The sequence below is a fragment of the Streptomyces chlorus genome, from assembly GCF_042655885.1.
In the GTDB taxonomy this organism is placed as follows: Bacteria; Actinomycetota; Actinomycetes; order Streptomycetales; family Streptomycetaceae; genus Streptomyces; species Streptomyces chlorus.
In genome coordinates this window covers 12,405-34,113 of the sequence record NZ_JBHSOA010000053.1, presented here as the reverse complement: position 1 = coordinate 34,113, position 21,709 = coordinate 12,405, and the positions used below count along the sequence as shown (strand labels likewise).

19 protein-coding genes, 1 pseudogene and 1 riboswitch are annotated in these 21,709 nt (G+C 69.6%); of the genes and pseudogenes, 5 read left to right on the top strand and 15 right to left on the bottom strand.

Translation table 11 applies throughout. The features are described 5' to 3' along the window. Nucleotides 1–299: 299 nt before the first annotated feature. Nucleotides 300–1,385 (top strand): epi-isozizaene synthase, encoded by a 1,086-nt coding sequence (gene cyc1, locus ACFPZI_RS23970; protein WP_381366509.1) that lies wholly within the window; start codon nt 300–302, stop codon nt 1,383–1,385. Then, nucleotides 1,382–2,821 carry a bifunctional albaflavenone monooxygenase/terpene synthase gene (locus ACFPZI_RS23965; protein ID WP_381366506.1) on the top strand — a complete coding sequence of 480 codons (1,440 nt, stop codon included), beginning with the start codon at nt 1,382–1,384 and terminating at the stop codon, nt 2,819–2,821. The genes cyc1 and ACFPZI_RS23965 overlap by 4 nt, the downstream gene beginning before the upstream one ends. 63 nt (nt 2,822–2,884) lie before the next feature. On the opposite strand, the gene ACFPZI_RS23960 is transcribed toward ACFPZI_RS23965, so the two are convergent. Further along, entirely contained in the window at nt 2,885–3,847 is a 963-nt protein-coding gene (locus ACFPZI_RS23960) for a GlxA family transcriptional regulator (RefSeq protein WP_381366503.1), read from the bottom strand. Between the two features lie 94 nt (nt 3,848–3,941). Here ACFPZI_RS23960 and ACFPZI_RS23955 point away from each other — a divergent pair, with 94 nt between their 5' ends. Then, complete coding sequence (locus ACFPZI_RS23955; RefSeq protein ID WP_381366500.1) at nt 3,942–4,181, top strand: hypothetical protein; 240 nt, start codon at nt 3,942–3,944, stop codon at nt 4,179–4,181. Between the two features lie 55 nt (nt 4,182–4,236). Here ACFPZI_RS23955 and ACFPZI_RS23950 read toward each other — a convergent pair whose 3' ends face one another. From ACFPZI_RS23950 to nagB, 7 genes and pseudogenes are all read right to left on the bottom strand, one after another. Then, complete coding sequence (locus tag ACFPZI_RS23950; RefSeq protein WP_381366497.1) at nt 4,237–5,256, bottom strand: ribonucleotide-diphosphate reductase subunit beta; 1,020 nt, start codon at nt 5,254–5,256, stop codon at nt 4,237–4,239. Continuing rightward, a complete protein-coding gene (locus tag ACFPZI_RS23945; RefSeq protein WP_381366494.1) occupies nt 5,256–7,688 on the bottom strand; it encodes a ribonucleoside-diphosphate reductase subunit alpha in 2,433 nt (810 codons plus the stop codon). Before ACFPZI_RS23945 ends, ACFPZI_RS23950 begins: the two co-directional genes overlap by 1 nt. Nucleotides 7,689–7,813: 125 nt before the next feature. Next, a riboswitch (cobalamin riboswitch) is annotated at nt 7,814–7,952 on the bottom strand. Between the two features lie 77 nt (nt 7,953–8,029). Further along, nucleotides 8,030–8,582 (bottom strand): annotated as a pseudogene (locus tag ACFPZI_RS23940) (GNAT family N-acetyltransferase). Nucleotides 8,583–8,659: 77 nt separating this feature from the next. Beyond that, nucleotides 8,660–10,309 (bottom strand): monocarboxylate uptake permease MctP, encoded by a 1,650-nt coding sequence (gene mctP / locus ACFPZI_RS23935; protein ID WP_381366491.1) that lies wholly within the window; start codon nt 10,307–10,309, stop codon nt 8,660–8,662. Then, nucleotides 10,306–10,581, bottom strand: a complete 276-nt coding sequence (locus tag ACFPZI_RS23930; RefSeq protein WP_381366488.1) for a DUF3311 domain-containing protein — start codon at nt 10,579–10,581, stop codon at nt 10,306–10,308. The genes mctP and ACFPZI_RS23930 overlap by 4 nt, the downstream gene beginning before the upstream one ends. 253 nt (nt 10,582–10,834) lie before the next feature. Further along, entirely contained in the window at nt 10,835–11,599 is a 765-nt protein-coding gene (locus tag ACFPZI_RS23925; RefSeq protein WP_381366485.1) for a GntR family transcriptional regulator, read from the bottom strand. A gap of 212 nt (nt 11,600–11,811) precedes the next feature. Beyond that, the gene (nagB, locus tag ACFPZI_RS23920) at nt 11,812–12,597 is read right to left on the bottom strand and encodes a glucosamine-6-phosphate deaminase (protein WP_381366482.1); all 786 of its coding nucleotides are present in this window, start codon (nt 12,595–12,597) and stop codon (nt 11,812–11,814) included. A gap of 642 nt (nt 12,598–13,239) precedes the next feature. Here nagB and ACFPZI_RS23915 point away from each other — a divergent pair. Beyond that, nucleotides 13,240–14,706 carry a sensor histidine kinase gene (locus ACFPZI_RS23915; protein WP_381366479.1) on the top strand — a complete coding sequence of 489 codons (1,467 nt, stop codon included), beginning with the start codon at nt 13,240–13,242 and terminating at the stop codon, nt 14,704–14,706. Nucleotides 14,707–14,976: 270 nt separating this feature from the next. On the opposite strand, the gene ACFPZI_RS23910 is transcribed toward ACFPZI_RS23915, so the two are convergent. Both ACFPZI_RS23910 and ACFPZI_RS23905 read right to left on the bottom strand, forming a co-directional pair. Next, nucleotides 14,977–15,234, bottom strand: coding sequence for a WhiB family transcriptional regulator (locus ACFPZI_RS23910; protein WP_030219886.1), 258 nt, complete (start codon nt 15,232–15,234; stop codon nt 14,977–14,979). A gap of 319 nt (nt 15,235–15,553) precedes the next feature. Further along, on the bottom strand, nt 15,554–16,522 hold the full coding sequence (locus tag ACFPZI_RS23905; RefSeq protein ID WP_381366476.1) for a diacylglycerol/lipid kinase family protein: 969 nt from the start codon (nt 16,520–16,522) through the stop codon (nt 15,554–15,556). Nucleotides 16,523–16,738: 216 nt separating this feature from the next. On the opposite strand from ACFPZI_RS23905, the gene ACFPZI_RS23900 reads away from it, so the two are divergent. Then, a complete protein-coding gene (locus ACFPZI_RS23900; RefSeq protein ID WP_381366473.1) occupies nt 16,739–17,182 on the top strand; it encodes a hypothetical protein in 444 nt (147 codons plus the stop codon). Between the two features lie 50 nt (nt 17,183–17,232). Here the strand turns inward: ACFPZI_RS23900 and ACFPZI_RS23895 are convergent, their stop codons facing one another. The 5 genes from ACFPZI_RS23895 to ACFPZI_RS23875 form a co-directional block, all read right to left on the bottom strand. Next, nucleotides 17,233–18,378 carry an RNA polymerase sigma factor SigF gene (locus ACFPZI_RS23895; protein ID WP_381366470.1) on the bottom strand — a complete coding sequence of 382 codons (1,146 nt, stop codon included), beginning with the start codon at nt 18,376–18,378 and terminating at the stop codon, nt 17,233–17,235. Nucleotides 18,379–18,395: 17 nt separating this feature from the next. Then, entirely contained in the window at nt 18,396–18,809 is a 414-nt protein-coding gene (locus ACFPZI_RS23890) for an ATP-binding protein (protein WP_019058277.1), read from the bottom strand. 301 nt (nt 18,810–19,110) lie between these two features. Beyond that, nucleotides 19,111–20,037, bottom strand: a complete 927-nt coding sequence (locus ACFPZI_RS23885) for a 1-aminocyclopropane-1-carboxylate deaminase/D-cysteine desulfhydrase (RefSeq protein ID WP_381366920.1) — start codon at nt 20,035–20,037, stop codon at nt 19,111–19,113. A gap of 223 nt (nt 20,038–20,260) precedes the next feature. Further along, nucleotides 20,261–20,734, bottom strand: coding sequence for a DUF6010 family protein (locus tag ACFPZI_RS23880; RefSeq protein WP_381366468.1), 474 nt, complete (start codon nt 20,732–20,734; stop codon nt 20,261–20,263). 152 nt (nt 20,735–20,886) lie between these two features. Further along, nucleotides 20,887–21,465, bottom strand: coding sequence for an N-acetylmuramoyl-L-alanine amidase (locus ACFPZI_RS23875; RefSeq protein ID WP_381366917.1), 579 nt, complete (start codon nt 21,463–21,465; stop codon nt 20,887–20,889). Between the last annotated feature and the right edge of the window lie 244 nt (nt 21,466–21,709).

The window sequence follows — 21,709 nt, the reverse complement described above, 5'->3', positions numbered from 1 at the left end:
ACCAGGGTCCTTTGATCCCCTGGTTCACAGAACCCCCTCGCGTACGGCGCCTGTTCCGGCACCCCCTCCGGAACAGGCGCCGTTCGTCTTTTCGTCAGGTGTTCGATCCCTCGACGGACCGTCAGCACGAAATCAGACACACAAGGGGAGATTCTCGGCACCGTGGGGTAGTGAAGGAGCGAATGCGTTCCCAGAAGGGTCAGTTGTGGTGCTGAATGGAGGAGTGGGGATACGCAAGGGCGTGCGTCCGGCACGGGGGGAGGGGCGCACGCCGACTGGCGGCTGAGAGGGGATTGTTCGTGCATGCTTTGTCACACGGCACCACATCGAAAGCGACCACCATCACAGTTCCACCGGCGCTGTCTCTTCCGGTGATCGAGGCGGCGTTTCCCCGGCAACTCCATCCGTATTGGCCGAAGCTCCAGGGGGAAACCCGTGCGTGGCTGCTCGAAAAGCGGCTCATGCCGGCGGACAAGGTGGAGGAATATGCCGACGGACTGTGCTACACGGACCTCATGGCGGGCTACTACACAGGCGCCGCCGACGAGGTCCTCCAGGCGATAGCTGACTACAGCGCGTGGTTCTTCGTCTGGGACGACCGGCACGACCGCGACATCGTGCACGGCCGTCCCGACGCCTGGCGGCGGCTGAAGGACCAACTGCACACGGCCCTCGACAGTCCCACGGACCACCTGCGCCACGAGGACACGCTGGTGGCCGGGCTCGCGGACGGTGTGCGGCGGCTGTACTCGTTCCTTCCGGACACGTGGAACGCCCGGTTCGCCCGGCACTTCCACACGGTGATCGAGGCGTACGACCGAGAATTCCGCAATCGTACGGAGGGAATCGTCCCCACCGTCGAGGAGTATCTGGAACTGCGCCGGCTCACCTTCGCACACTGGATCTGGACCGATCTCCTGGAGCCGAGCGCGGGCTGTGAACTGCCGGACGCCATACGGAAGAACCCGTCCTATCGGAAGGCGGCCCTGCTGAGTCAGGAATTCGCCGCCTGGTACAACGACCTCTGCTCGCTCCCGAAGGAATTGGCGGGCAATGAGGTGCACAATCTCGGAATCAGTCTCATCGTCCATGAAGGGCTGACCCTCGAAGAGGCGGTCATCGATGTGAGGCATCGCATCGAGAAATGCATCACCGAATTCCTCGACACAGAACAGGAAGCCTTACGATTCGCCGACGCTCTCGACGACGGCACGGTGGGAGGAAAGGAACGGGGCGCGGCCGTGCGGGCCTGCCTCGTAAACATGCGGAACTGGTTCAGTTCCGTCTACTGGTTCCACCATGAGTCCGGCCGGTACATGGTCGACAGCTGGGACGACCGGTCCACGCCCCCGTATGTCGACAACGAAGCGGCAGGTGAGAAATGACCGTCGAGTCGGTGACGCCCGACGCACCAGACGCATCCGGAACGACCGAAGCATCCGGAACGACCGAAGCGTCCGACGAGGCAGCCCGGGTGAGAACCGACGCGACCGGGCTGCGTGTGGCGCCGGTGGCCGGCGGAGGCATCCCCGGCCTCGGCCACGGCCTGAAACTGGTCCGCGATCCGCTGACCTTCATGTCCCAGCTGCGCGACCACGGCGACATCGTGCGTCTCAAGCTCGGCCCCAAGACGGTGTACGCCGTCACCACGCCCGCCCTCACCGGGGCGCTGGCGCTGAGCCCCGACTACATCATCTCCGGCCCCCTGTGGGAGTCCCTGGAGGGCCTGCTCGGCAAGGAGGGCGTGGCCACCGCCAACGGCCCGCTGCACCGGCGCCAGCGGCGCACCATCCAGCCCGCCTTCAAGCTCGACGCCATCCCCGCCTACGGCCCGATCATCGAGGAGGAGGCCCATGCGCTGACCGAACGCTGGGCGTCGGGGGAGCCGGTCGACTGCACCTCCGAGTCGTTCCGGATCGCCGTGCGCGTCGCCGCGCGCTGCCTCCTGCGCGGGCAGTACATGGACGAGCGGGCGGAGCGGCTGTGTGTCGCGCTCGCCACCGTCTTCCGCGGTATGTACCGGCGGATGGTGGTGCCGCTCGGCCCGCTGTACAAGCTGCCGCTTCCGGCCAATCGCGAATTCAACCGGGCCCTGGCCGATTTGCATCGCGTGGTCGACGAGATCGTCTCCGAGCGTCGCGCATCCGGTCAAAAGCCGGACGATCTGCTGACGGCATTGCTGGAGGCGAAGGACGACAATGGCGACCCGATCGGGGAGCAGGAGATCCACGACCAAGTGGTCGCGATACTCACCCCGGGCAGCGAGACGATCGCCTCCACGATCATGTGGTTGCTTCAGGCACTTGCCAAGCATCCGGAACACGGCGACCGGGTGCGTGACGAAGTTCTCGCCGTTACCGGGGGCCGCCCGGTGGCATTCGAGGACATCCACAAGCTCACGCACACCAACAATGTCGTCGTCGAGGTCATGCGTTTGCGGCCCGCTGTCTGGATATTGACGCGCCGGGCGGTCACCGACACGGAACTCGGTGGCTATCGCATTCCGGCCGGAGCGGACATCATCTACAGTCCGTACGCGATCCAGCGCGATCCGAAGTCGTACGCGCGGAACCTGGAGTTCGACCCCGACCGCTGGCTTCCGGAGCGCGTGAAGGACGTGCCGAAGTTCGCCATGCGTCCGTTCAGCGTGGGCAACCGCAAGTGCCCGAGCGACCACTTCTCGATGGCCCAGCTCAGCCTGATCACGGCCGCGCTGGCGACGAAGTACCGCTTCGAGTACGTGCCCGGCTCCGACGACGCCACACACGTGGGTATCACCCTGCGCCCGAACCGGCTGATGCTCAGGCCGGTCGTGCGCTGAACCGTCCCGGCCGGCGGGCGCACCACGTCCGCCGGCGGGAGCGGCACCGCCACCGGCGGGCGTTCAGGCGGCCTCCGGGCCGCGGAACGTCCGCCGGTAGGCGTTCGGGGTCGTCCCCACGGCGCGTACGAAGTGGTGGCGCAGCGCGGCCGCGTTGCCGAACCCCGTACGGCCGGCGACCGCGTCCACCGTCTCGTCGGTCCCCTCCAGCAGGCGCTGGGCGAGCAGGACGCGCTGGCGCAGGATCCAGCGGTACGGCGTGGTGCCGGTCTCCTGCTGGAAGCGGCGGGCGAAGGTGCGGGGGGACATGTGGGCACGCGCCGCCAGCTGCTCGACGGTGACCTCCTCGTCGAGATGCCGCTCCATCCACACCAGCACCTCGGACACGGTGTCGCCGCCGGGCAGCGGCAGCGGGCGTTCGATGTACTGGGCCTGGCCCCCGTCGCGGTGCGGGGGCACCACCATGCGCCGGGCGATCCGGTTGGCGACCTCGGGACCCTGCTCCTTGCGCACGAGGTGCAGACAGGCGTCGATCCCGGCGGCGGTGCCCGCGGAGGTGATCACCGGGTCCTCGTCGACGTAGAGCACATCCGGTTCGACGGTCAGGTGGGGGTACTTCCTGGTCAGCGCGTCCGCGTGCCGCCAGTGGGCGGCGGCGCGCCGGCCGTCGAGGAGACCGGCGGCGGCGAGTACGAACACGCCGGAGCAGACGCTGAGGACCCTGGCTCCCCGGTCCACGCCCCGGCGCAGCGCGTCCAGCAGCTCGGGCGGGAAGTCCCGCGACTCGTAGCACGAGCCGGCGGGTACGGCGATGAGGTCCGCTGCCTCCAGCCGGTCCAGGCCGTGCTCGACCTGGAGCGAGAAGCCCGTGTTGCTGCGCAGCGAGGGGCCTTCGGCGGAGGCGACCGCGAAGTCGTAGACGGGCAGACCGTCGTCGCTGCGGTCGACGCCGAAGACCTCGCAGACGACGCCGAGTTCGAAGGGGTTCACGCTGTCGAGCAGGACGGCGGCCACATTGCGGAGCATGACTCCAGTGTGCCCTGCCGCTGGCAGTAAATCGAGGGTGCGCGGCAGTCCTGCCACTGTTCGGTAAGGAGCGTCCGGCGTGACAGTGGTGTCCATGGAGACGACACACGTGGAAGCGCTGATCGGAATGCTGACCGTTCTCGGACTGCTCGTCCTGATGGTCCTCCCCGCCGTCATCGGCATCGCGCACGAGCGGAGGATCGACCGACAGCTGAAGCGGGCTGGGACCGACCGCGCCGCCCACACCTCGGCCGGGGCGTCCCGGCCGGCGCGGAGTCCCGCGCACGGCCCCGCGCGGAGTGCCACCTCGCACCACACCGCACGCGCGGCGTGAGGCGGGGTGGCACCCGGGCGGACGCCCCGTGGAGGTTCCCCGAAGGGCTGTCCTGCTAGAACTCCTCGTCCAGGTCGACCGTGCCCTCCACGGCGACCTGGTACGCGGACGGACGCCGCTCGAAGAAGTTCGTCAGCTCCTGGACCCCCTGGAGCTCCATGAACGAGAACGGATTGCCCGAGCCGTACACCGGAGCGAAGCCCAGGCGGGTGAGCCGCTGGTCGGCCACGCACTCCAGGTACTGCCGCATCGACTCGGTGTTCATGCCCGGCAGCCCGTCACCGCACAGGTCGCGCCCGAACTGCAGCTCCGCCTCGACCGCCTCGCGCAGCATGTCCGTCACCTGCTGCTGAAGCTCGTCGTCGAACAGGTCCGGCTCCTCCTTGCGGACGGTGTCGACCACGTCGAAGGCGAAGGACATGTGCATCGTCTCGTCCCGGAACACCCAGTTGGTGCCGGTCGCGAGACCGTGCAGCAGGCCCCGGCTGCGGAACCAGTACACGTAGGCGAACGCCCCGTAGAAGAACAGGCCCTCGATGCACGCGGCGAAGCAGATCAGGTTGAGGAGGAAGCGGCGGCGGTCGGCCCGCGTCTCCAGCCGGTCGAGTTTCTCCACCGAGTCCATCCACGTGAAGCAGAACTCGGCCTTCTCCCGGATGGACGGGATGTTCTCCACCGCCGCGAACGCGGCCGTCCGGTCCTCCGGATCGGGCAGGTAGGTGTCCAGCAGGGTCAGATAGAACTGGACGTGCACCGCCTCCTCGAAGAGCTGCCGCGACAGATACAGCCGCGCCTCCGGGGAGTTGATGTGCTTGTAGAGGGTGAGCACCAGGTTGTTGGCCACGATCGAGTCGCCGGTGGCGAAGAACGCCACCAGACGGCCGATCAGATGCTGTTCGGCGGGGCTCAGTTTCGCGAGGTCGGCGACGTCCGAGTGGAGGTCGACCTCCTCCACGGTCCAGGTGTTCTTGATCGCGTCCCGGTAGCGCTCGTAGAAGTCGGGGTAACGCATGGGGCGCAGGGTGAGTTCGAAGCCCGGCTCGAGCAGGTTCCGGGTTCGGGGGGCGGTGGTCATTACTGGCAGGCCTCGCAGGACTCGGGGTTCTCAAGGGAGCAGGCGACGGCTTCGGGGTCGGCGGCCGGCTGCCGGGCGGGGACAGGGGTGGGGACGGGGCCGGCGGCGGCAGTGGTCTGTGCCTGGGCCGCGCGGGCGATGCGGGTCGCCGGTCGGGAGCGCAGGTAGTACGTGGTCTTCAGGCCCCGCTTCCAGGCGTAGGCGTACATCGAGGAGAGCTTTCCGATGGTCGGCGTCTCCATGAACAGGTTCAGCGACTGCGACTGGTCCAGGAACGGGGTGCGGTCGGCGGCCATGTCGATCAGGGCGCGCTGCGGGATCTCCCACGCGGTGCGGTACAGCCCGCGCACCTCCTCGGGGATCCAGGTGAAGTCCCGCACCGAGCCGCCGGCCTCGCGCAGCGCCTCGCGGGTCCGCGCGTCCCACACGCCCAGCCGCTTCAGGTCGTTCACCAGATACGAGTTGACCTGGAGGAACTCACCGGACAGCGTCTCGCGCTTGAACAGGTTGGACACCTGCGGCTCGATGCACTCGTACACGCCCGCGATGGACGCGATGGTGGCGGTCGGCGCGATCGCCAGCAGCAGCGAGTTGCGCATGCCGACGGAGGCGATACGTTCGCGCAGCGCCGACCAGCGCTCGGGCCAGGTGAGTTCGGTGTCGTAGTGGTCGGGGTGCAGCACGCCCCGGGCGGTACGCGTGTGCTCCCAGGCCGGCAGGGGGCCGACGGGGTTCCCCGCTGTCCCGGAGCCCGTCGCGGGCGTCCGGGGGCGCGCGGCGAGGTCGGCGGAGGTCTCGTACGCGGCGAGCATGATGCGCTCGGCGATCCGGGTGGAGAGCCGCCGGGCCTTCGGGGAGTCGAAGGGCAGGCGCAGGGCGAAGAAGACGTCCTGGAGGCCCATCACTCCCAGCCCCACCGGGCGCCAGCGCGCGTTGGAACGGCCCGCCTGCTCGGTCGGGTAGAAGTTGATGTCCACGACCCGGTCGAGGAAGGTGACGGCTGTGCGCACGGTCTCGTCCAGCCGCTCCCAGTCCAGGTCACCGGCCGCCGGGTCGACGAGCGCGCCGAGGTTGACCGAGCCCAGGTTGCAGACCGCTGTCTCCCCGTCGCTGGTGACCTCGAGGATCTCCGTGCACAGGTTGGACGAGTGGACGACGTGGCCGGGCTCGGCGGTCTGGTTGGCGGTGCGGTTGGCGGCGTCCTTGAACGCCATCCAGCCGTTGCCGGTCTGGGCGAGGGTCCGCATCATGCGCCCGTACAGCTCCCGGGCGGGGATCGTCTTCCGCGCCAGGCCCGCGGCCTCGGCGGCCCGGTAGGCCGCGTCGAACTCCTCGCCCCACAGGTCGACCAGGTCCGGGACGGCGGACGGGGAGAACAGCGACCAGGCGGCGTCGGCGTCGACCCGGCGCATGAACTCGTCCGGCACCCAGTGCGCGAGGTTCAGGTTGTGCGTACGGCGGGCGTCCTCACCGGTGTTGTCGCGCAGCTCCAGGAACTCCTCGATGTCCGAGTGCCAGGTCTCCAGGTAGACCGCCGCCGCGCCCTTGCGCCGGCCGCCCTGGTTCACGGCGGCGACGGAGGCGTCCAGGGTCTTCAGGAACGGGACGATGCCGCCTGAGTGCCCGTTGGTGCCGCGGATCAGCGAACCCCGGGAGCGGATGCGGGAGTAGGCCAGGCCGATGCCGCCGGCGTGCTTGGAGAGGCGGGCCACCTGGTGGTAGCGGTCGTAGAGGGAGTCCAGCTCGTCCTTGGGGGAGTCGAGGAGGTAGCAGGAGGACATCTGGGGGTGTCGGGTACCGGAGTTGAACAGGGTGGGGGAGGAGGGAAGGTACTCCAGGCGGCTCATCAGGCCGTACAGCTCGGCGACTTCGTCCACCGCACGGGGGGTGCCGTTCTCGGCGAGACCGGCGGCGACCCGCAGCAGGAAGTGCTGCGGTGCCTCGACGACCTTGCGGGTGACCGGATGCCGCAGCAGATAGCGGCTGTACAGGGTGCGCAGCCCGAAGTAGCCGAAGCGGTCGTCCGCGCGGGGGTCGATCAGCGCGTCAAGACGGTCCGAGTGCAGCAGGACGAACTCGGCGGTCCGGTCCGCGATGAGGCCCTCGCGGTGCCCGGCAGCGATCGACGAGGTGAACGACGTGACACCCTGCGAGGCGGCCTCGGCGCGGATGCCGAGGGTCAGCAGGCGGGCGGCGAGCCGGGAGTGGACGGGATCCTCGGAGATGAGCCCGGCCGCCGCCTCGGTGGCCAGCTCGCGCAGCTCGGCCTCGTCCGCATGGGCGGACCGGCCGCGCAGCGCGGCGGCGGCGACCCGGCCGGGGTCGGCGTCGGGGAGATCGGCGGTCAGCTCGGTCAGGGTCCGCAGCAGCGCGGCACCGGGGCCGTCGCTCACGTCGACCGCTGAAGCAGGATCGGCTGGCGCGATGGTCACGTGGGGCTCTCCCTCGCTCGGCACGGGGCCTCGGCGAGGGCAGGGGGCAGCACACGAGCACGCGAACGTGCCTCGCGTCCACCGGCCCATTCCGCGAGGCCCGGACGTCAGGCACCCGGACCGGACGGCCGGGCGCACTGTCGGCAGGTCCTCGGACTAAGCCCGTGCGGGTACGCGGGAAACGCGAACACGCACAAGTACACCGTTGCGGGACAGTTCCGGATTCGCACCGGATTCCCCTGCGGCGACAGCGAGCACGAGCATACATCTTGTGTCGGGTTCTGTCGGCGGGCCCATATCTTGTGTCCCGGTGGGTGCTGCGGCGCAGGGCCGCGGTGGTGTCAGAGCGTCAGCTCATAGGTGAGCAGCGTGATGTCGTCCAGGTGCGGAACAGGGTTCCAGTCCCGCCCGGGGGAGCGGACGAAACCGAGACGCTCGTGGATGCGGTGGGCCGCACGCATCGTCCGCCGGGTCGACAGCACGATCCGTACGCACCCCTCCGTGGCCCGTGGCCCGTGCCCGGTCGGCACAGGCGCGGACGAGGGCCTTCCCCGACACCCCGGCGCCGGGCGGCGCGGGCGACCGCGAGCATCCGGATCTCCGCCTCGCCGGGCCCGGCCGTATCGGCCATCGGCCCGCCGCGCGGTACGAACGTCACCCCGCCCAGCACCCTTCCCGCGCCGCCCGCCTCCGCCGCCCCGGGACGCGCTCCGGTCCTCTCCACGGCGACCAGTACCTCGGCGGTCGTGGCCCGCCCGGCGACGTCCCTGAGCTCACCGAGGTACGCGTCGCTCTCCCGAAGCCGAGCAGCCCGTCGCGCGGACAGGCCTGCGCGGTGAGCTCACCGAGCTCCTCGAACTCGTACGGTTCCACCGGCCGGGTGACGATGTCCATGGGGCGAGTGTGCCCCGCGGGTACGACAACGGGCCGCCGGAGACATCCGCGGCCCGTTGTCGTACCCGCGTACCGCGTCAGTGCTTGCCGTCGGCGGCTGTGTCGGCTGTGTCGGCCGTGTCCAGGGGCAGCTCGGTGCTGACGCCCGGATCGCCCGCGTCCACCGTGTAGTCCTGCGGCCGGGTCTCGTCGATGCCCTCGGGCGCCTTGACGGCCCTCAGGACGAAGGTCAGGGCGATCGTGACCAGGGCATTGGTCACGAAGGCGGTGAGGCCGATGTAGCCGATCTCGCCGATACCCGGGATCTCCTTTGACGAGCCGCCGAAGTGCTTCTGCGTCGGCGAGGCCACCCCGTACGCCGCGACCGTGCCGTAGACCATGCCGACCGCCCAGCCCGCGAGCAGCGCCCAGCGGTGGAACCAGCGGGTGAACAGGCCGCCCACCAGGGCGGGGAAGGTCTGCAGGATCCAGATGCCGCCAAGGAGCTGGAAGTTGATGGCGACCGTCTTGTCCATGGTGAGGACGAAGGCCAGCGCACCCACCTTCACGAGCAGCGAGACCACCTTGGAGACCTTGGTCTCCTGCGCGGGTGTCGCGTCCGGCTTGATGAAGTCCTTGTAGATGTTGCGGGTGAACAGGTTCGCGGCGGCGATCGACATGATCGCCGCCGGCACCAGCGCCCCGATGCCGATGGCGGCGAAGGCCACGCCGGCGAACCAGGCCGGGAACATGTTCTCGAACAACTGCGGGATCGCCAGTTGCCCGTTGCTGACCTCGACCCCGGCCGCGATCGCCATGAAGCCGAGCAGGGCCAGCAGGCCCAGCATCAGTGAGTACAGCGGCAGGAGCGTGGTGTTGCGGCGGATCACTTCACGGCTGCGCGAGGACAGCGTCGCGGTGATCGAGTGCGGGTACATGAACAGCGCGAGCGCCGATCCCAACGCCAGCGTGGCGTACGTCCATTGCCCCGCCTCGCCCGGCACCAGCGAACCGCGCGGCGCGCCCGTGGCCGGGTTGGTCTCGCTGTACGCCTCGCTCGCCCTGGCGAAGATGTCGTCGAAGCCGCCCAGCTTGATCGGGATGTAGATGATCGCCACCGCGATCACGAGGTAGATCAGCGTGTCCTTCACGAACGCGATCAGCGCGGGGGCCCGCAGACCCGACGAGTACGTGTACGCCGCCAGCACACCGAAGGCGATCAGCAGCGGCAGGTCCTTGACGAACCAGTTGGTGTCCTCGCCGCCGCCGACACCCATCACGTCCAGCACGGCCTGGATGCCGACCAGTTGGAGCGCGATGTACGGCATCGTCGCCAGGATGCCGGTGACCGCCACCGCCAGCGACAGCCCCTTCGAGCCGAACCGGCCGCGCACGAAGTCGGAGGTCGTCACATAGCCGTGCTTGTGCGACACCGACCACAGCCGAGGCAGGAAGGTGAAGATCAGCGGGTAGACGAGGATGGTGTACGGCACGGCGAAGAAGCCCGCCGCGCCCGCCGCGTAGATCGCCGCCGGTACGGCCACGAAGGTGTACGCGGTGTACAGGTCGCCGCCGAGCAGGAACCAGGTGACCCAGGTACCGAACGACCGTCCGCCCAGGCCCCATTCGTCGAGGCTGTGCTCGTTCGCCGCCTTGCGCCAGCGGGCGGCCAGGAAACCCATCGCCGTGACGAGGACGAAGAAGAAGATGAAGACGGCGAGTGCCACGCCGTTCACGCCGTCGTTCATCGCTGCGCACCGCCCTTCGCCGCCGCGCGGGTACGCCGGTCACGCTGGTCACGCTGCCACAGCTTGTACGCGATCATCGTCAGCGCGGTGGAGAGCAGCACCCACAGCATCTGGTACCAGTAGAAGAACGGGATGCCGATGAAGGTGGGGTCGGTCCTTGCGTACGAGTCGACCCATAACAGGGCCACGAACGGTGCTAGAAGACAGACGCCGATGACGACGCGCGCGGGCGTCACCACCGGACCTCTGCTGGAATCTGGGGCTTGCGACATCGAACGACTCCGTCCCCTCGCTGATCGCCTGCGCTGCGCAATGCGCAGGAAATCTAGGTCAGTGTCGGAGCGGGGCGGAACCCCTCGTGGGGATTGCGTACTTAAACTCCACGGAAGGCTGACTCAACGGCGGTGAATTCTCCGTCAACCGTCCGGCTTGTGCTGTTCCGCCCACGGCTCGGCACCGCCTCTTCGGGTGCTCCGGGCTGTGAGGTCCGGCCATGGGGTCCGGCCATGGGGTCCGGCTTCGGACTCAGTCCTGCGGGCGCTTCAGCCGGGCCACGAACTTGTACCGGTCGCCCCGGTACACCGAGCGCACCCATTCCACCGGCTGCCCGTTCCGGTCCAGCGAGTGCCGGGAGAGCATCAGCATCGGCAGCCCCACATCGGTGCCGAGCAGGCCCGCCTCGCGCGGGGTGGCCAGGGAGGTCTCGATGGTCTCCTCGGCCTCCGCCAGATGGACGTCGTACACCTCGGCGAGTGCGGTGTAGAGGGATGTGTACTTGACCAGGCTGCGGCGCAGTGCCGGGAAGCGCTTCGCGCTGAGGTGGGTGGTCTCGATGGCCATCGGCTCGCCGTTCGCCATGCGCAGCCGTTCGATGCGCAGTACCCGCCCGCCGGAGGCGATGTCGAGCAGTGTGGCGAGCCCGTCGTCGGCGGTGATGTAGCCGACGTCCAGCAGTTGCGAGGTGGGCTCCAGACCCTGCGCACGCATGTCCTCGGTGTACGAGGTGAGTTGCAGCGCCTGCGAGACCTTGGGCTTGGCAACGAAGGTGCCCTTGCCCTGGATGCGCTCCAGACGCCCCTCGACCACCAGCTCCTGGAGCGCCTGGCGCACGGTGGTGCGCGAAGTGTCGAACTCCGCCGCCAGGGTGCGCTCGGGCGGGACCGGCGTACCGGGAGAAGCAGTCTCCGTCATGTCGAGCAGGTGCTTCTTCAAGCGGTAGTACTTGGGCACGCGCGCCGTACGGACCGTAGTCCCACCCTCGTTCTCCGTGCCGCTGACGTCGGTGCTCATGCTCTGCCTTCCCGGCTCCGGGTGCCGCACGGCCGACACCCCATCGGCCCCGGCCCACATCGTGGCACGGCCGCGGCCGGGGATATTCCCCCGTACGCTCCGTGATCCCCTCTGTATACCGCCGAGCCGGAGGTTGGTCTAGTCCATCGTGGCCGCCCGGGGGCGCGGCGGCCACGGGCTGTGGCGCGGGGCGGGTGCCCGAGGGCTTCCGGTCAGATCCCCTGCCAGTCCGGCTTGTTGGCGTAGGTGCGCCGGAAGTAGTCCGCGAGCTTGAGCTTGGTCGCGGCGGCCTCGTCGACGACGACCGTGGCATGCGGGTGCAGCTGCAGCGCGGACGCCGGGCACACCGCGGCCAGCGGGCCCTCGACGGTCGCGGCGACCGCGTCCGCCTTGCCCTCGCCGGTGGCGAGCAGGACCAGGTGACGGGCTTCCAGGATGGTGCCGATGCCCTGGGTGATGACGTGGTGCGGGATCTGGTCGATGTCGTCGTCGAAGAAGCGCGCGTTGTCCACCCGGGTCTGCTCGGTCAGCGTCTTGATCCGGGTGCGCGAGGTGAGCGAGGAGCACGGCTCGTTGAACCCGATGTGCCCGTCCGTCCCGATGCCGAGCAGTTGCAGGTCGACGCCGCCGGCCTCGGCCAGCGCCCTGTCGTACGCCTCGCACGCGGCCTGTACGTCCTCGGCCGTGCCGTCGGGGCCCATGAAGGCGTCCATGCCGATGCCGAGCGGCTCCAGGACCTCGCGTCGGAGCACCGAGCGGTAGGACTCGGGGTGATCGGCGGGCAGCCCCACATACTCGTCGAGCTGGGCGATCCTCGCCCGGGAGGTGTCCACGGCGCCGGAGCGCACCTGGGCCGCCAGTGCCTTGTAGACGGGCAGGGGCGTCGAGCCGGTGGCCACGCCGAGCAGGGCGTCGGAGGTGCGCCGCAGGAGATCTGCCATGGCCCCGGCGATGAGTGCGCCGCCGGCCTTGGCGTCCGGAACGATGACAACTTCCACGCTGAGCCTGCCGTTCTGGGAGGGGATTCCACTGGGACCGACCCCGGAGGGGAGCGGGGCAGTCGTATGGTTTAGACCAATCTTAAATCTAACAGAGCGGGGGCCCGCTCCCAGGTGGAGGGCGGCGGCGTTTCTCGCGGAGTCCGCCCCGGCCTTTCCTCAGCATCCCAGCACGGGACGGTCGCGGCCCGCCGACCGAAATGACCATGGAATTCCGTTCCCTGGCACACGCCTGCGGGATAGGGTGCATGACGGGCGCCCGTAGGTCCGCTTGACCGTTGTCCCGCTTGGTTGTTGTCCCGATGGCGGCGTGAGCACGTGAGCGCGCGATCACGAAAAAAGACAGCAACGAACAGTCTCCGACACATGGACACGGGTAGTGGTCTAGTCCACAATGCGTCACAGTGCAGCGCACGCAAGCCTGCCTTCCCTGCACAGGAAGGCGGACCGAGGACCCGGAGCTCTCTGCCCTGACTGCCCCGGATCCTCGTCCCTCGGCCGAACGGGACCGCACACCCCGCGGCCGATGTCGCTCCGGGCTGCGGTGCCGGGAGGGCTGAGGGTCCCTCTCAGGCGCCGCGGCCCGCGGGTGCTTCCGGGAGAGGGTGCGACGTCCCGGGTACGCTCGCTGACGTGCCCTCCATGAACGAACTCGTACACCAGCACACCGCTCTCGACGAATCCGATCTCGAGTGGCTTCATCTGCTGGTCTCGGAGTGGCAGCTGCTCTCCGACCTCTCCTTCGCCGACCTGGTCCTGTGGGTCCCCACCCGCGACGGCACCCGCTATGTCTCCGTCGCCCAGATGCGGCCCAACACCGGCCCGACCTCGTACCAGGACGACATGGTCGGCCATCTCGTCCCGCGCGGCCGCCGCCCCATGCTGGACGTGGCCCTGGACGAGGGGCGGATCGTGCGCGAGGGCGACCCGGAGTGGCGCGAGGAGGTCCCGGTCCGCGTCGAGTCCATTCCCGTACGGCGGGAGGGCCGCGTGCTCGGAGTCATCGCGCGCAACACCAACCTGCTCACCGTGCGCACTCCCAGCCGACTGGAACTCACCTACCTCCAGAGTGCCTCCGACCTCGCCCAGATGATCGCGGCCGGCGCCTTCCCGTTCGCGAACCAGCAACTCGACATGGATGCGCTGCCCCGTGTGGGGGACGGGCTGATCCGGCTCGACGCCGAGGGGGTCGTCCAGTACGCCTCCCCGAACGCCCTGTCCGCCTACCACCGGATGGGCCTGGCGTCCGACCTGGTCGGCCACCACCTCGGCCAAACCACCGCCGAACTGGCGCCTTCCCGCGGGCCGGTGGACGAGGCGCTGGCGAAGGTCGCCAGCGGCTGGGCGCCGCGCGAGTTCGAGATCGAGGCGCCCGGCGGGGTGATCCAGTTCCGGGCGATCCCGCTCAAGCCGAAGGGAACCCGCATCGGTTCGCTGGTCCTGCTCCGGGATGTCACCGAACTTCGCCGCCGTGAACGGGAATTGATCACCAAGGACGCGACCATCCGGGAGATCCACCACCGGGTGAAGAACAACCTCCAGACGGTGGCGGCACTGTTGCGCCTCCAGGCCCGGCGGATCGGCTCCGAGCGCGGACGCGCGGCGCTGGAGGAGGCGGTGCGCCGGGTCGGTTCCATCGCGATCGTGCACGAGACGCTCTCCCAGAACCTGGACGAGCGGGTGGAGTTCGACGAGATCGCCGACCGTGTCCTGGCGATGGTCGCCGAGATCTCACCGGGCAAGGTCACCGGCCGGCGCACCGGCCGCTTCGGCATACTCGACGCGGAGGTCGCCACCCCGCTGTCGATGGTGCTGACGGAGGTTCTGCAGAACGCCCTGGAGCACGGCTTCCGCGAGGGCGACACCGGCACGGTCGAGGTGACCGCGGTCCGCGGCGGCACCACCAAGAAGGCCCGCCTGCTGGTCACCGTCCAGGACGACGGCGTCGGCCTGCCCGAGGACTTCGACCCGCACACCGCCGGCAACCTGGGGCTGCACATCGTACGGACCCTGGTCGAGGGCGAGTTGGGCGGCACTTTCGACATGGTCCCGGCCCCGGAGGGGGGGACGCGGGTGATCCTGGATGTGCCGGTGGCCGTGGACAAGTGACGACGAGTGACGTACGCCAGTGGTCTGGACCAGTGGCATGGGCTGCGGGGGTGGGCCGCGGACGTGGGCCCGTGATGTCGGCGAGCAGCGAAGAGCCCCGGACGGTTACCCGTCCGGGGCTCTTCGCTTGACTGATGGGTTCCCCTCCGGCTCGAGATGAGCCGAGAACTCGGGGGAGCACCGGGGGAACTGCGTGCTGCGGCTCGGGGGCGGGAGATGCGTACGCGCTGTACGCGCCGCCAAGCTCAGGCTGTCAGCAGGGGTGGGTTGTCAGGCGGAGGCCTGACGGGCCCGGTTGCGGGCGGCGCGGCGCTTCATTGCACGGCGCTCGTCCTCGCTGAGACCACCCCAGACGCCGGAGTCCTGACCGGACTCGAGTGCCCACTGAAGGCAGCTCTCGATCACCGGGCAGCGACGGCAGACGGCCTTGGCTTCCTCGATCTGCAGCAGCGCAGGACCGGTGTTGCCGATGGGGAAGAAGAGTTCGGGGTCTTCCTCGCGGCAAACGGCGTTGTGACGCCAGTCCATGGCTGCTACCTCTCCTTGGTATGAACTACATGTGGCTTGTGAATGTGAACGCTTTCACGAATCCCCCAACAAGTGAAGGGCCGACCGCCAGGTTCCCTGGCGTGGTCCTTGGGTTTGAAGAGGGGTTCCGGTGATCTGTGGAGGCTGGTGTTGCGGGCCGTCCCGATCGCCATGTAGAGACTCGCAAACCTCGGCGGCGGATACAACCCCTTCCGGAAAGTTTTTTTTGATTCATCGGTGTCGACTAGGTCACAGCCGTACTTCCATGGGGTGGATCCTGGCCTAAACGTTCGAGTGAAAGGACTTTAGCGTTTTCCGCTCACACAATCACACGCAGTGCACGGCGAACGCCTGTGAACGTCACGCTGGTTCGCAGTCCGAGGTGGTCGCCGTCCATCTGGAGGGGCAGTGGCACCTTCGAATGCAAGGTGAACTGGGTCAGATCGTGCCTCGCGGTCACATGCCTGCCCCGGGGTCCGCGCTCGGGGGACGAAGTGAGCAACTGGGTGCCATACCGGGCAAGGGCGGAGGTGGACAGCCGCTTCAGACCGAAGATGTCGAGGCCGGTATCGAACGAGGCCTTAGGTGACGCGTAGATCGGGCGATTGCCGAGAAACGTCCACGGGGAGGCGTTCGAGACTATGGAGAGTGCCAAATCCCTGACCGGGTCCTCGCCCGGCTGCTCGAGCGTTATCACACCGTGCCGGCGGTGTGGTTCACCGATCAGCTGACGCACGACCTGACGCATGTACAGCGCGTGAGTGGACTTCTTGCCGCGCTCCCGGTGCTGTTCCACCCGGCCGACCACACCGGCGTCGAAGCCCAGCCCCGCGTTGAAGGTGAACCAGCGGGGTGGCACGCTTTCGTCGTCCGTTCCCGGTGTGCCCGATGTCAGGCCCAGGCCGACGGTGCGTTCGCGGCCCTCGCGCAGGGCGTCCAGCAGGGCGCCGGTGGCCTCCACGGGGTGGTTGGGCAGGTCCAGGGCGCGGGCGAAGACGTTGGTGGAGCCGCCGGGGACCACGGCGAGACCGGGCAGGCGCTCCGGGTCGGGGCCGGAGTGCAGCAGGCCGTTGACGACCTCGTTGACCGTGCCGTCGCCGCCGAGCGCCACCACCAGGTCGATGTCGTCGCTCTCCGCCGCCTGCCGGCCCAGGTCGCGCGCGTGGCCGCGGTACTCGGTGGTGACCGCCTCCAGCTTCATCTCGCTGGCGAGGGCGTGGATCAGCACATCGCGCGTGCGCGCACTTGTAGTGGTTGCCGCCGGATTGACCACGAGAAGTGCACGCATGCGTTGCAGAGTACCTACTGGGTGGTACCGGGCCCAGGCCGAGGTGAGGTCGGGAGGGGGAACAAGGGTGGGCCCAGGGACGTGATCAGGGGCGGGTCCGGGACGAACCGGGACAGGACCGGGGGAGAACCGGGGGCGGAGCCAGGGGCGGCACGGGCGCAGGAGGGGCGTGAACCTCGGCACGGGGGCGCGCAGGGCGAGGGCTACCCTTCAGGGGTGAGCAGCGAGCAGACCCCCACCACCGCCCCGGCCCCCGCCGGCCCCCGCCCGCGCCGCCTGACGTACGCCGCGGGGCTCGCCGCCCTGGAAGGGCTGGCTCTGCTGATCGGCGGGGTCTGGATGCTGGTCCTCGGGCTCACAGGACAGCCGGACGACCGGCAGCAGGCCGTCACCGGCGGAGTGACGCTCGCGGTCCTCGCCCTGTTGCCGCTGCTCGCCGCACGCGGGCTGCTCGGCCGCCGCGGCTGGAGCCGCGGCCCGGCCGTCATCACCCAGCTCCTGGCCCTGCCGGTGGCCTACAACCTGCTGGAGTCCGACAGCGTGGCCATCCCGGCGGGGATCGTGCTCGCGGTGGTGGCCGTCACGGCCCTGGTGCTGCTGCTGAACCCCGAGACGACCCGGGCCCTCGGTATCCGGGGGCCCGGGAACGCCGAGAAGTAACGCCCCGCGACCCGGGGCGCGGTTCACGGTCCGGGCCGCCTTTCGGCGGCTCACTCCTCCACGAGCAGCTTCTCCCGCAACTGGGCCAGCGTGCGGGCCAGCAGCCGGGAGACGTGCATCTGGGAGATGCCCACCTCCTGGGCGATCTGCGACTGGGTCATGTTGCCGAAGAAGCGCAGCAGCAGAATCCGTTTCTCGCGGGGAGGAAGGTCCTCGAGCAGAGGCTTCAGCGACTCGCGGTACTCCACACCTTCCAGCGCCTCGTCCTCCGAGCCCAGGGTGTCCGCGACCGCCGGGGACTCGTCGTCCGTATCGGGAACGTCCAGGGACAGCGTGGAGTACGCGTTGGCGGACTCCAGGCCCTCCAGGACCTCCTCCTCCGAGATCGCCAGCTTCTCGGCGAGTTCGTGGACCGTGGGGGAGCGGCCGTGCTGCTGCGAGAGCTCGGCCGTCGCCGTCGTCAGCGCCAGCCGCAGCTCCTGCAGCCTGCGGGGGACGCGCACCGCCCAGCCCTTGTCGCGGAAGTGCCGCTTGATCTCGCCGACGACCGTCGGGGTCGCGTACGTCGAGAACTCCACGCCACGGTCCGGGTCGAAGCGGTCGACCGACTTGATCAGGCCGATGGTGGCGACCTGGGTGAGGTCGTCCAGCGGTTCCCCGCGGTTGCGGAAGCGGCGAGCGAGGTGCTCGACGAGCGGCAGATGCATGCGGACCAGCCGGTTGCGCAGCTCCGCGTACTCCGGAGTGCCGTCCTGCAGCGTGCGCAGCTCGAGAAACAAGGTACGCGCCCCGCTGCGGTCCTGCGGGTCGCGCCGTGCGCCGTGCGTGCCCGGGGTGTCCGGTGTGCGCTGGGCGCCCTGCGTGCCCGGCGTCCGCGGTACCTCGCTCTCGGCGTGTCGCTCGTGCTCGTTCATCGTCCCGCCCGTCGCCCTTCCCCGAGCGCTCGCCTCGTCCCCCGCCGTCGGCTCCGCACGCATCCGGTCTCCCCCAGTGTGGCCGGGGGAGACACCGGGCCGACCGGCCTCAGGCATGCTCCGCGCGACGGCGTCGTGCTGACCGCCGTCCGGAGCGCCGGCCACCGCGGAGTCGTCCTCCGGATGCGGCCGGGCCTGTTCCGGGATGCCGTCGATGCCGTCGATGCCGCCCGGAATCCGCTCGGCCGGCAGCTCGCGTGTGCCGCGTTCTTCGTCCCGCACCGGCCCGTCCTCGTTCCTCACGCCGGCCCGGGTCCCGCGCCGCGCTGTTTGTAGAGGCTGATCGAAACGGTTTTGTCCTCGTCCACGGCGGAGGAGACCTTGCCCGCGAGAGCGGACAGCACGGTCCACGCGAAGGTGTCACGCGCAGGGGCGTGGCCGTCCGTGGTGGGCGCCGAGACGGTGACCTCGAGCGAGTCGTCGACGAGGCGGAAGACACAACTGAGCACCGAACCCGGCACGGCCTGCTGAAGCAGGATCGCGCAGGCCTCGTCGACCGCGATGCGCAGGTCCTCGATCTCGTCGAGGGTGAAGTCCAAACGGGCCGCGAGGCCGGCCGTGGCCGTACGCAGCACCGACAGGTAGGCACCCGCGGCCGGCAGCCGGACTTCCACGAAGTCCTGGGTCGCGGGCTCGCCTGCGATCTGGGACACCCTCACCTCCAAGGTGGTACAAGCGTTCAGGATCGGGGTCGCCCCCGGATAACGCGATATGTGGTTCAGCGGTGACGCTACCGCGCTCCGGATGGTCCTGTCCCCGGGACCCCGACCCCATGCTGTCACTCATAGTAAAATTACGGATACTCTCCGTGGCTAGAGGTCTGCGGGCCCGAATGGGAAGAGTGCGCGCCGGATTGACGTACCCAGACGTCAGACGGTCGAACCGTCCGGTACCGGAGTCTTCTCGGGGGTGCATCGGGAGGCGTCCGGAAGCCCTTGCCCACAGCGCGCCTGCTCACGGGAAAGGGCGCCCGGTGACGACGGCCGCGACCGTGCTCCCGCGCGGGAACGCGTTTTCCTCCACCAGGGAGACAAGAGCGTAAAGCAACTTGGCGACATAGACACGTTCGACGGGTACGCCGTGGCGGTGCTCGAAGTCCGCGGCGAACGCGTCGAGTTCCGGGGTGGTCCGGGCGTAGCCGCCGAAGTGGAAGCGGTCGTCCAGGCTCCAGTCGCCGCGCGGACCACCGAACGCCTCGGCCTGCAGTCCCCGTATCTCGGCGGCCAGGAAGCCGCCCTTGAGCACCGGAACGCCCAGTGCGCGCCCGCCCGGGCCGAGTCCGGAGGCCAGCCCGGCGAGTGTCCCGCCGGTGCCGCACGCCATCGCGACCACGTCCGCGCGTCCGGCCAGCTCCTCCCCGAGCACCTGGCAGCCGCGCACGGCGAGGGCGTTGCTGCCGCCCTCGGGGACGACGTAAGCGTCCTCGGCGTCCGCCTCGCGCAGCACGGCCGCGAGAGTCGCCGGCGCGGTCTTGCCGCGGTAGGTCGCCCGGTCGACGAAGTGCAGCCGCATTCCGTCGGCCACGCACCGGGCCAGCGAGGTGTTGAGGGGGCGGTCGGCGAGTTCCTGGCCGCGCACCACGCCGACCGTGGGCAGCCCCAGCAGCCGTCCGGCGGCGGCGGTGGCCCGCAGATGGTTGGAGTAGGCGCCGCCGAAGGTGAGCACTGTCCGTCCGGGCGCCGCCGAAAGATTCGGCGCGAGTTTGCGCCACTTGTTTCCGATCAGCTCCGGGTGGATCAGATCGTCCCGCTTCAGTACCAGCCGGACCCCGCGCCGCTCGAACCGTTCGTCCACGACGTCCTGCACCGGCGAGGGCAGCCGGGGGCGCAGACCCGCGAGACCCCCGTGAGCGGCGGGGGCGACGAAAGTTGCGGAGGTCAGGACGGTGGAGGCCGCGGCGGTGGAGGAGGCGGCGAGATCGGGGCCGGGACGGGCGCCCGGCGTCGGGCCGGTCTCGGTATCGGGGGTGTCCGGGCTGGTCACGGGGCCATTGTCGCCCGGCGGGGGCGACAGGGCGCCGGGTGGGCCGGGCGGGGGAGTGAGCATGGCTGGATTTCGTCGTTGCCGGCCGGGTTCCGGGCGAACGCGTGGCCGATGTGCGCCGTCAGCCCGAACTGCCGCTCGGGACCGGCGCCCCGGTGCCGGGGTGCCCGGCGGGCGTGGATTCCCCGGTGCCGGGGCGGTGCCCGCGCCGTCGACGTCGGACGAGGTCGATCAGGGACGGGCCTCCCTCAAGACACCACAGGACGATCACCGGGTCGCAGAGCGCGCAGCCCAGCGACGAGGTGGGGGCGAACGGGATGATGGGGTTGCCCTTGAAGGGGTGGACGACGTCCCACGCGGTGTGCGGCAGCCGGCCGATGCCGACGAACGCCCACGAACCCAGGCCACGGAACGCGACGTAGGCGATCAGCGCGGTGAAGGCGAACTCCCAGCCGCCCAGGCCGCCCCCGCCGAGGTGGGCGGCGCCCGCACCGGCGAGCACGACGGCGTTCAGGCGTCGCCGGTGCGGCTCGCGGACGAAGGGCATCAGCAGGGCGTGGAGAACACCGATGGCCAGGGGGGCGACGTACTGCATGGCGGGGCCTTCACCTGGGACGACCTGGGGCGACTCGCCACGCTGGAAGCCGGTGTGCCGCACCCCCAGGGGGTCGGGCGACAGCTTCCGACGGATTGTCGCCGGCCCGGTCCCGGCCCTCCTCCTCCCGCACGCGCGTGTGCCCGCGTGCGTCACTTGAGCCGGTCGCGGATCCGCTTCCGCATCGACGTCATCGTGAACCCGTGCGGGTCCACCTTTCCGGGCTGCCACTCCAGGTGCCCGATCACCGACCGCTCGTTCCAGCCATGGTGGCGGCAGACCGCGGCGGCGGCTCTCTCGATGGCCTCCAACTGCGCCGGGGGCCAGGGATCCTTCCCGTCGCCCAGGTTCTCGCACTCGAAGCCGTAGAAGTGCCGGTTGCCGTCGGTGTTCTGCTCGTTGTCCGCGGGCAGCCCCTTCTCCGCGATCACCGCGCGCAGGACATCGTCGTCGCCCAGGCCGGCGTGGTTGGCACGGCCGTAGCCGACGAGGTGAACCTTGCCGTCCTTGGTGATGACGCCGTGGCACAGAGGCCCCGGCAGGCCCGAGTAGCCCTTGCGGCACAGGTCCACGGTCCGGGCGCTGCCCTGGGTGACCGTGTGGTGGATCATCACGCCGTGCACCGGCCCCCAGGGGCCCTTGTGGTTGCGGTTGTGATCGCGCCAGTCGCCGACCTCGACGACCGTGAGGCCCTCCGCCTTCAGAGCGCTCAGGAACGCGCTCGCGGACATGGGTGGGGCCATGGGCCGCGCCTCCTTCTCGCAGCGCGACGCCTGCCGGTCGCAGCCGTCTCGTACCGGTGCTTGTACCTAAACGGAGCGAACGCAACCAATCGTTCGGTCTCTGTACGAGCCGATCCGGACAATGTTCGGCCCCGGGGATGCCGCTGAACGGAATCCCCATGAATGCCCACACAGTTGAAGATCCATTCCCGCTCATTCGGGTAATACCGCGAGCACGTTCCGTGAGGAAGGC

Excerpts from the sequence above, each read along its gene's own strand:
- ACFPZI_RS23880 (WP_381366468.1), bottom strand. The coding sequence starts at position 20,734 with ATGCAGTACGTCGCCCCCCTGGCCATCGGTGTTCTCCACGCCCTGCTG.
- ACFPZI_RS23965 (WP_381366506.1), top strand. The coding sequence starts at position 1,382 with ATGACCGTCGAGTCGGTGACGCCCGACGCACCAGACGCATCCGGAACG.
- ACFPZI_RS23960 (WP_381366503.1), bottom strand. The coding sequence starts at position 3,847 with ATGCTCCGCAATGTGGCCGCCGTCCTGCTCGACAGCGTGAACCCCTTC.
- ACFPZI_RS23905 (WP_381366476.1), bottom strand. The coding sequence starts at position 16,522 with ATGCGTGCACTTCTCGTGGTCAATCCGGCGGCAACCACTACAAGTGCG.
- ACFPZI_RS23950 (WP_381366497.1), bottom strand. The coding sequence starts at position 5,256 with ATGACCACCGCCCCCCGAACCCGGAACCTGCTCGAGCCGGGCTTCGAA.
- ACFPZI_RS23925 (WP_381366485.1), bottom strand. The coding sequence starts at position 11,599 with ATGAGCACCGACGTCAGCGGCACGGAGAACGAGGGTGGGACTACGGTC.
- ACFPZI_RS23915 (WP_381366479.1), top strand. The coding sequence starts at position 13,240 with ATGAACGAACTCGTACACCAGCACACCGCTCTCGACGAATCCGATCTC.
- ACFPZI_RS23955 (WP_381366500.1), top strand. The coding sequence starts at position 3,942 with ATGGAGACGACACACGTGGAAGCGCTGATCGGAATGCTGACCGTTCTC.
- ACFPZI_RS23875 (WP_381366917.1), bottom strand. The coding sequence starts at position 21,465 with ATGTCCGCGAGCGCGTTCCTGAGCGCTCTGAAGGCGGAGGGCCTCACG.
- ACFPZI_RS23930 (WP_381366488.1), bottom strand. The coding sequence starts at position 10,581 with ATGTCGCAAGCCCCAGATTCCAGCAGAGGTCCGGTGGTGACGCCCGCG.
- mctP (WP_381366491.1), bottom strand. The coding sequence starts at position 10,309 with ATGAACGACGGCGTGAACGGCGTGGCACTCGCCGTCTTCATCTTCTTC.
- ACFPZI_RS23910 (WP_030219886.1), bottom strand. The coding sequence starts at position 15,234 with ATGGACTGGCGTCACAACGCCGTTTGCCGCGAGGAAGACCCCGAACTC.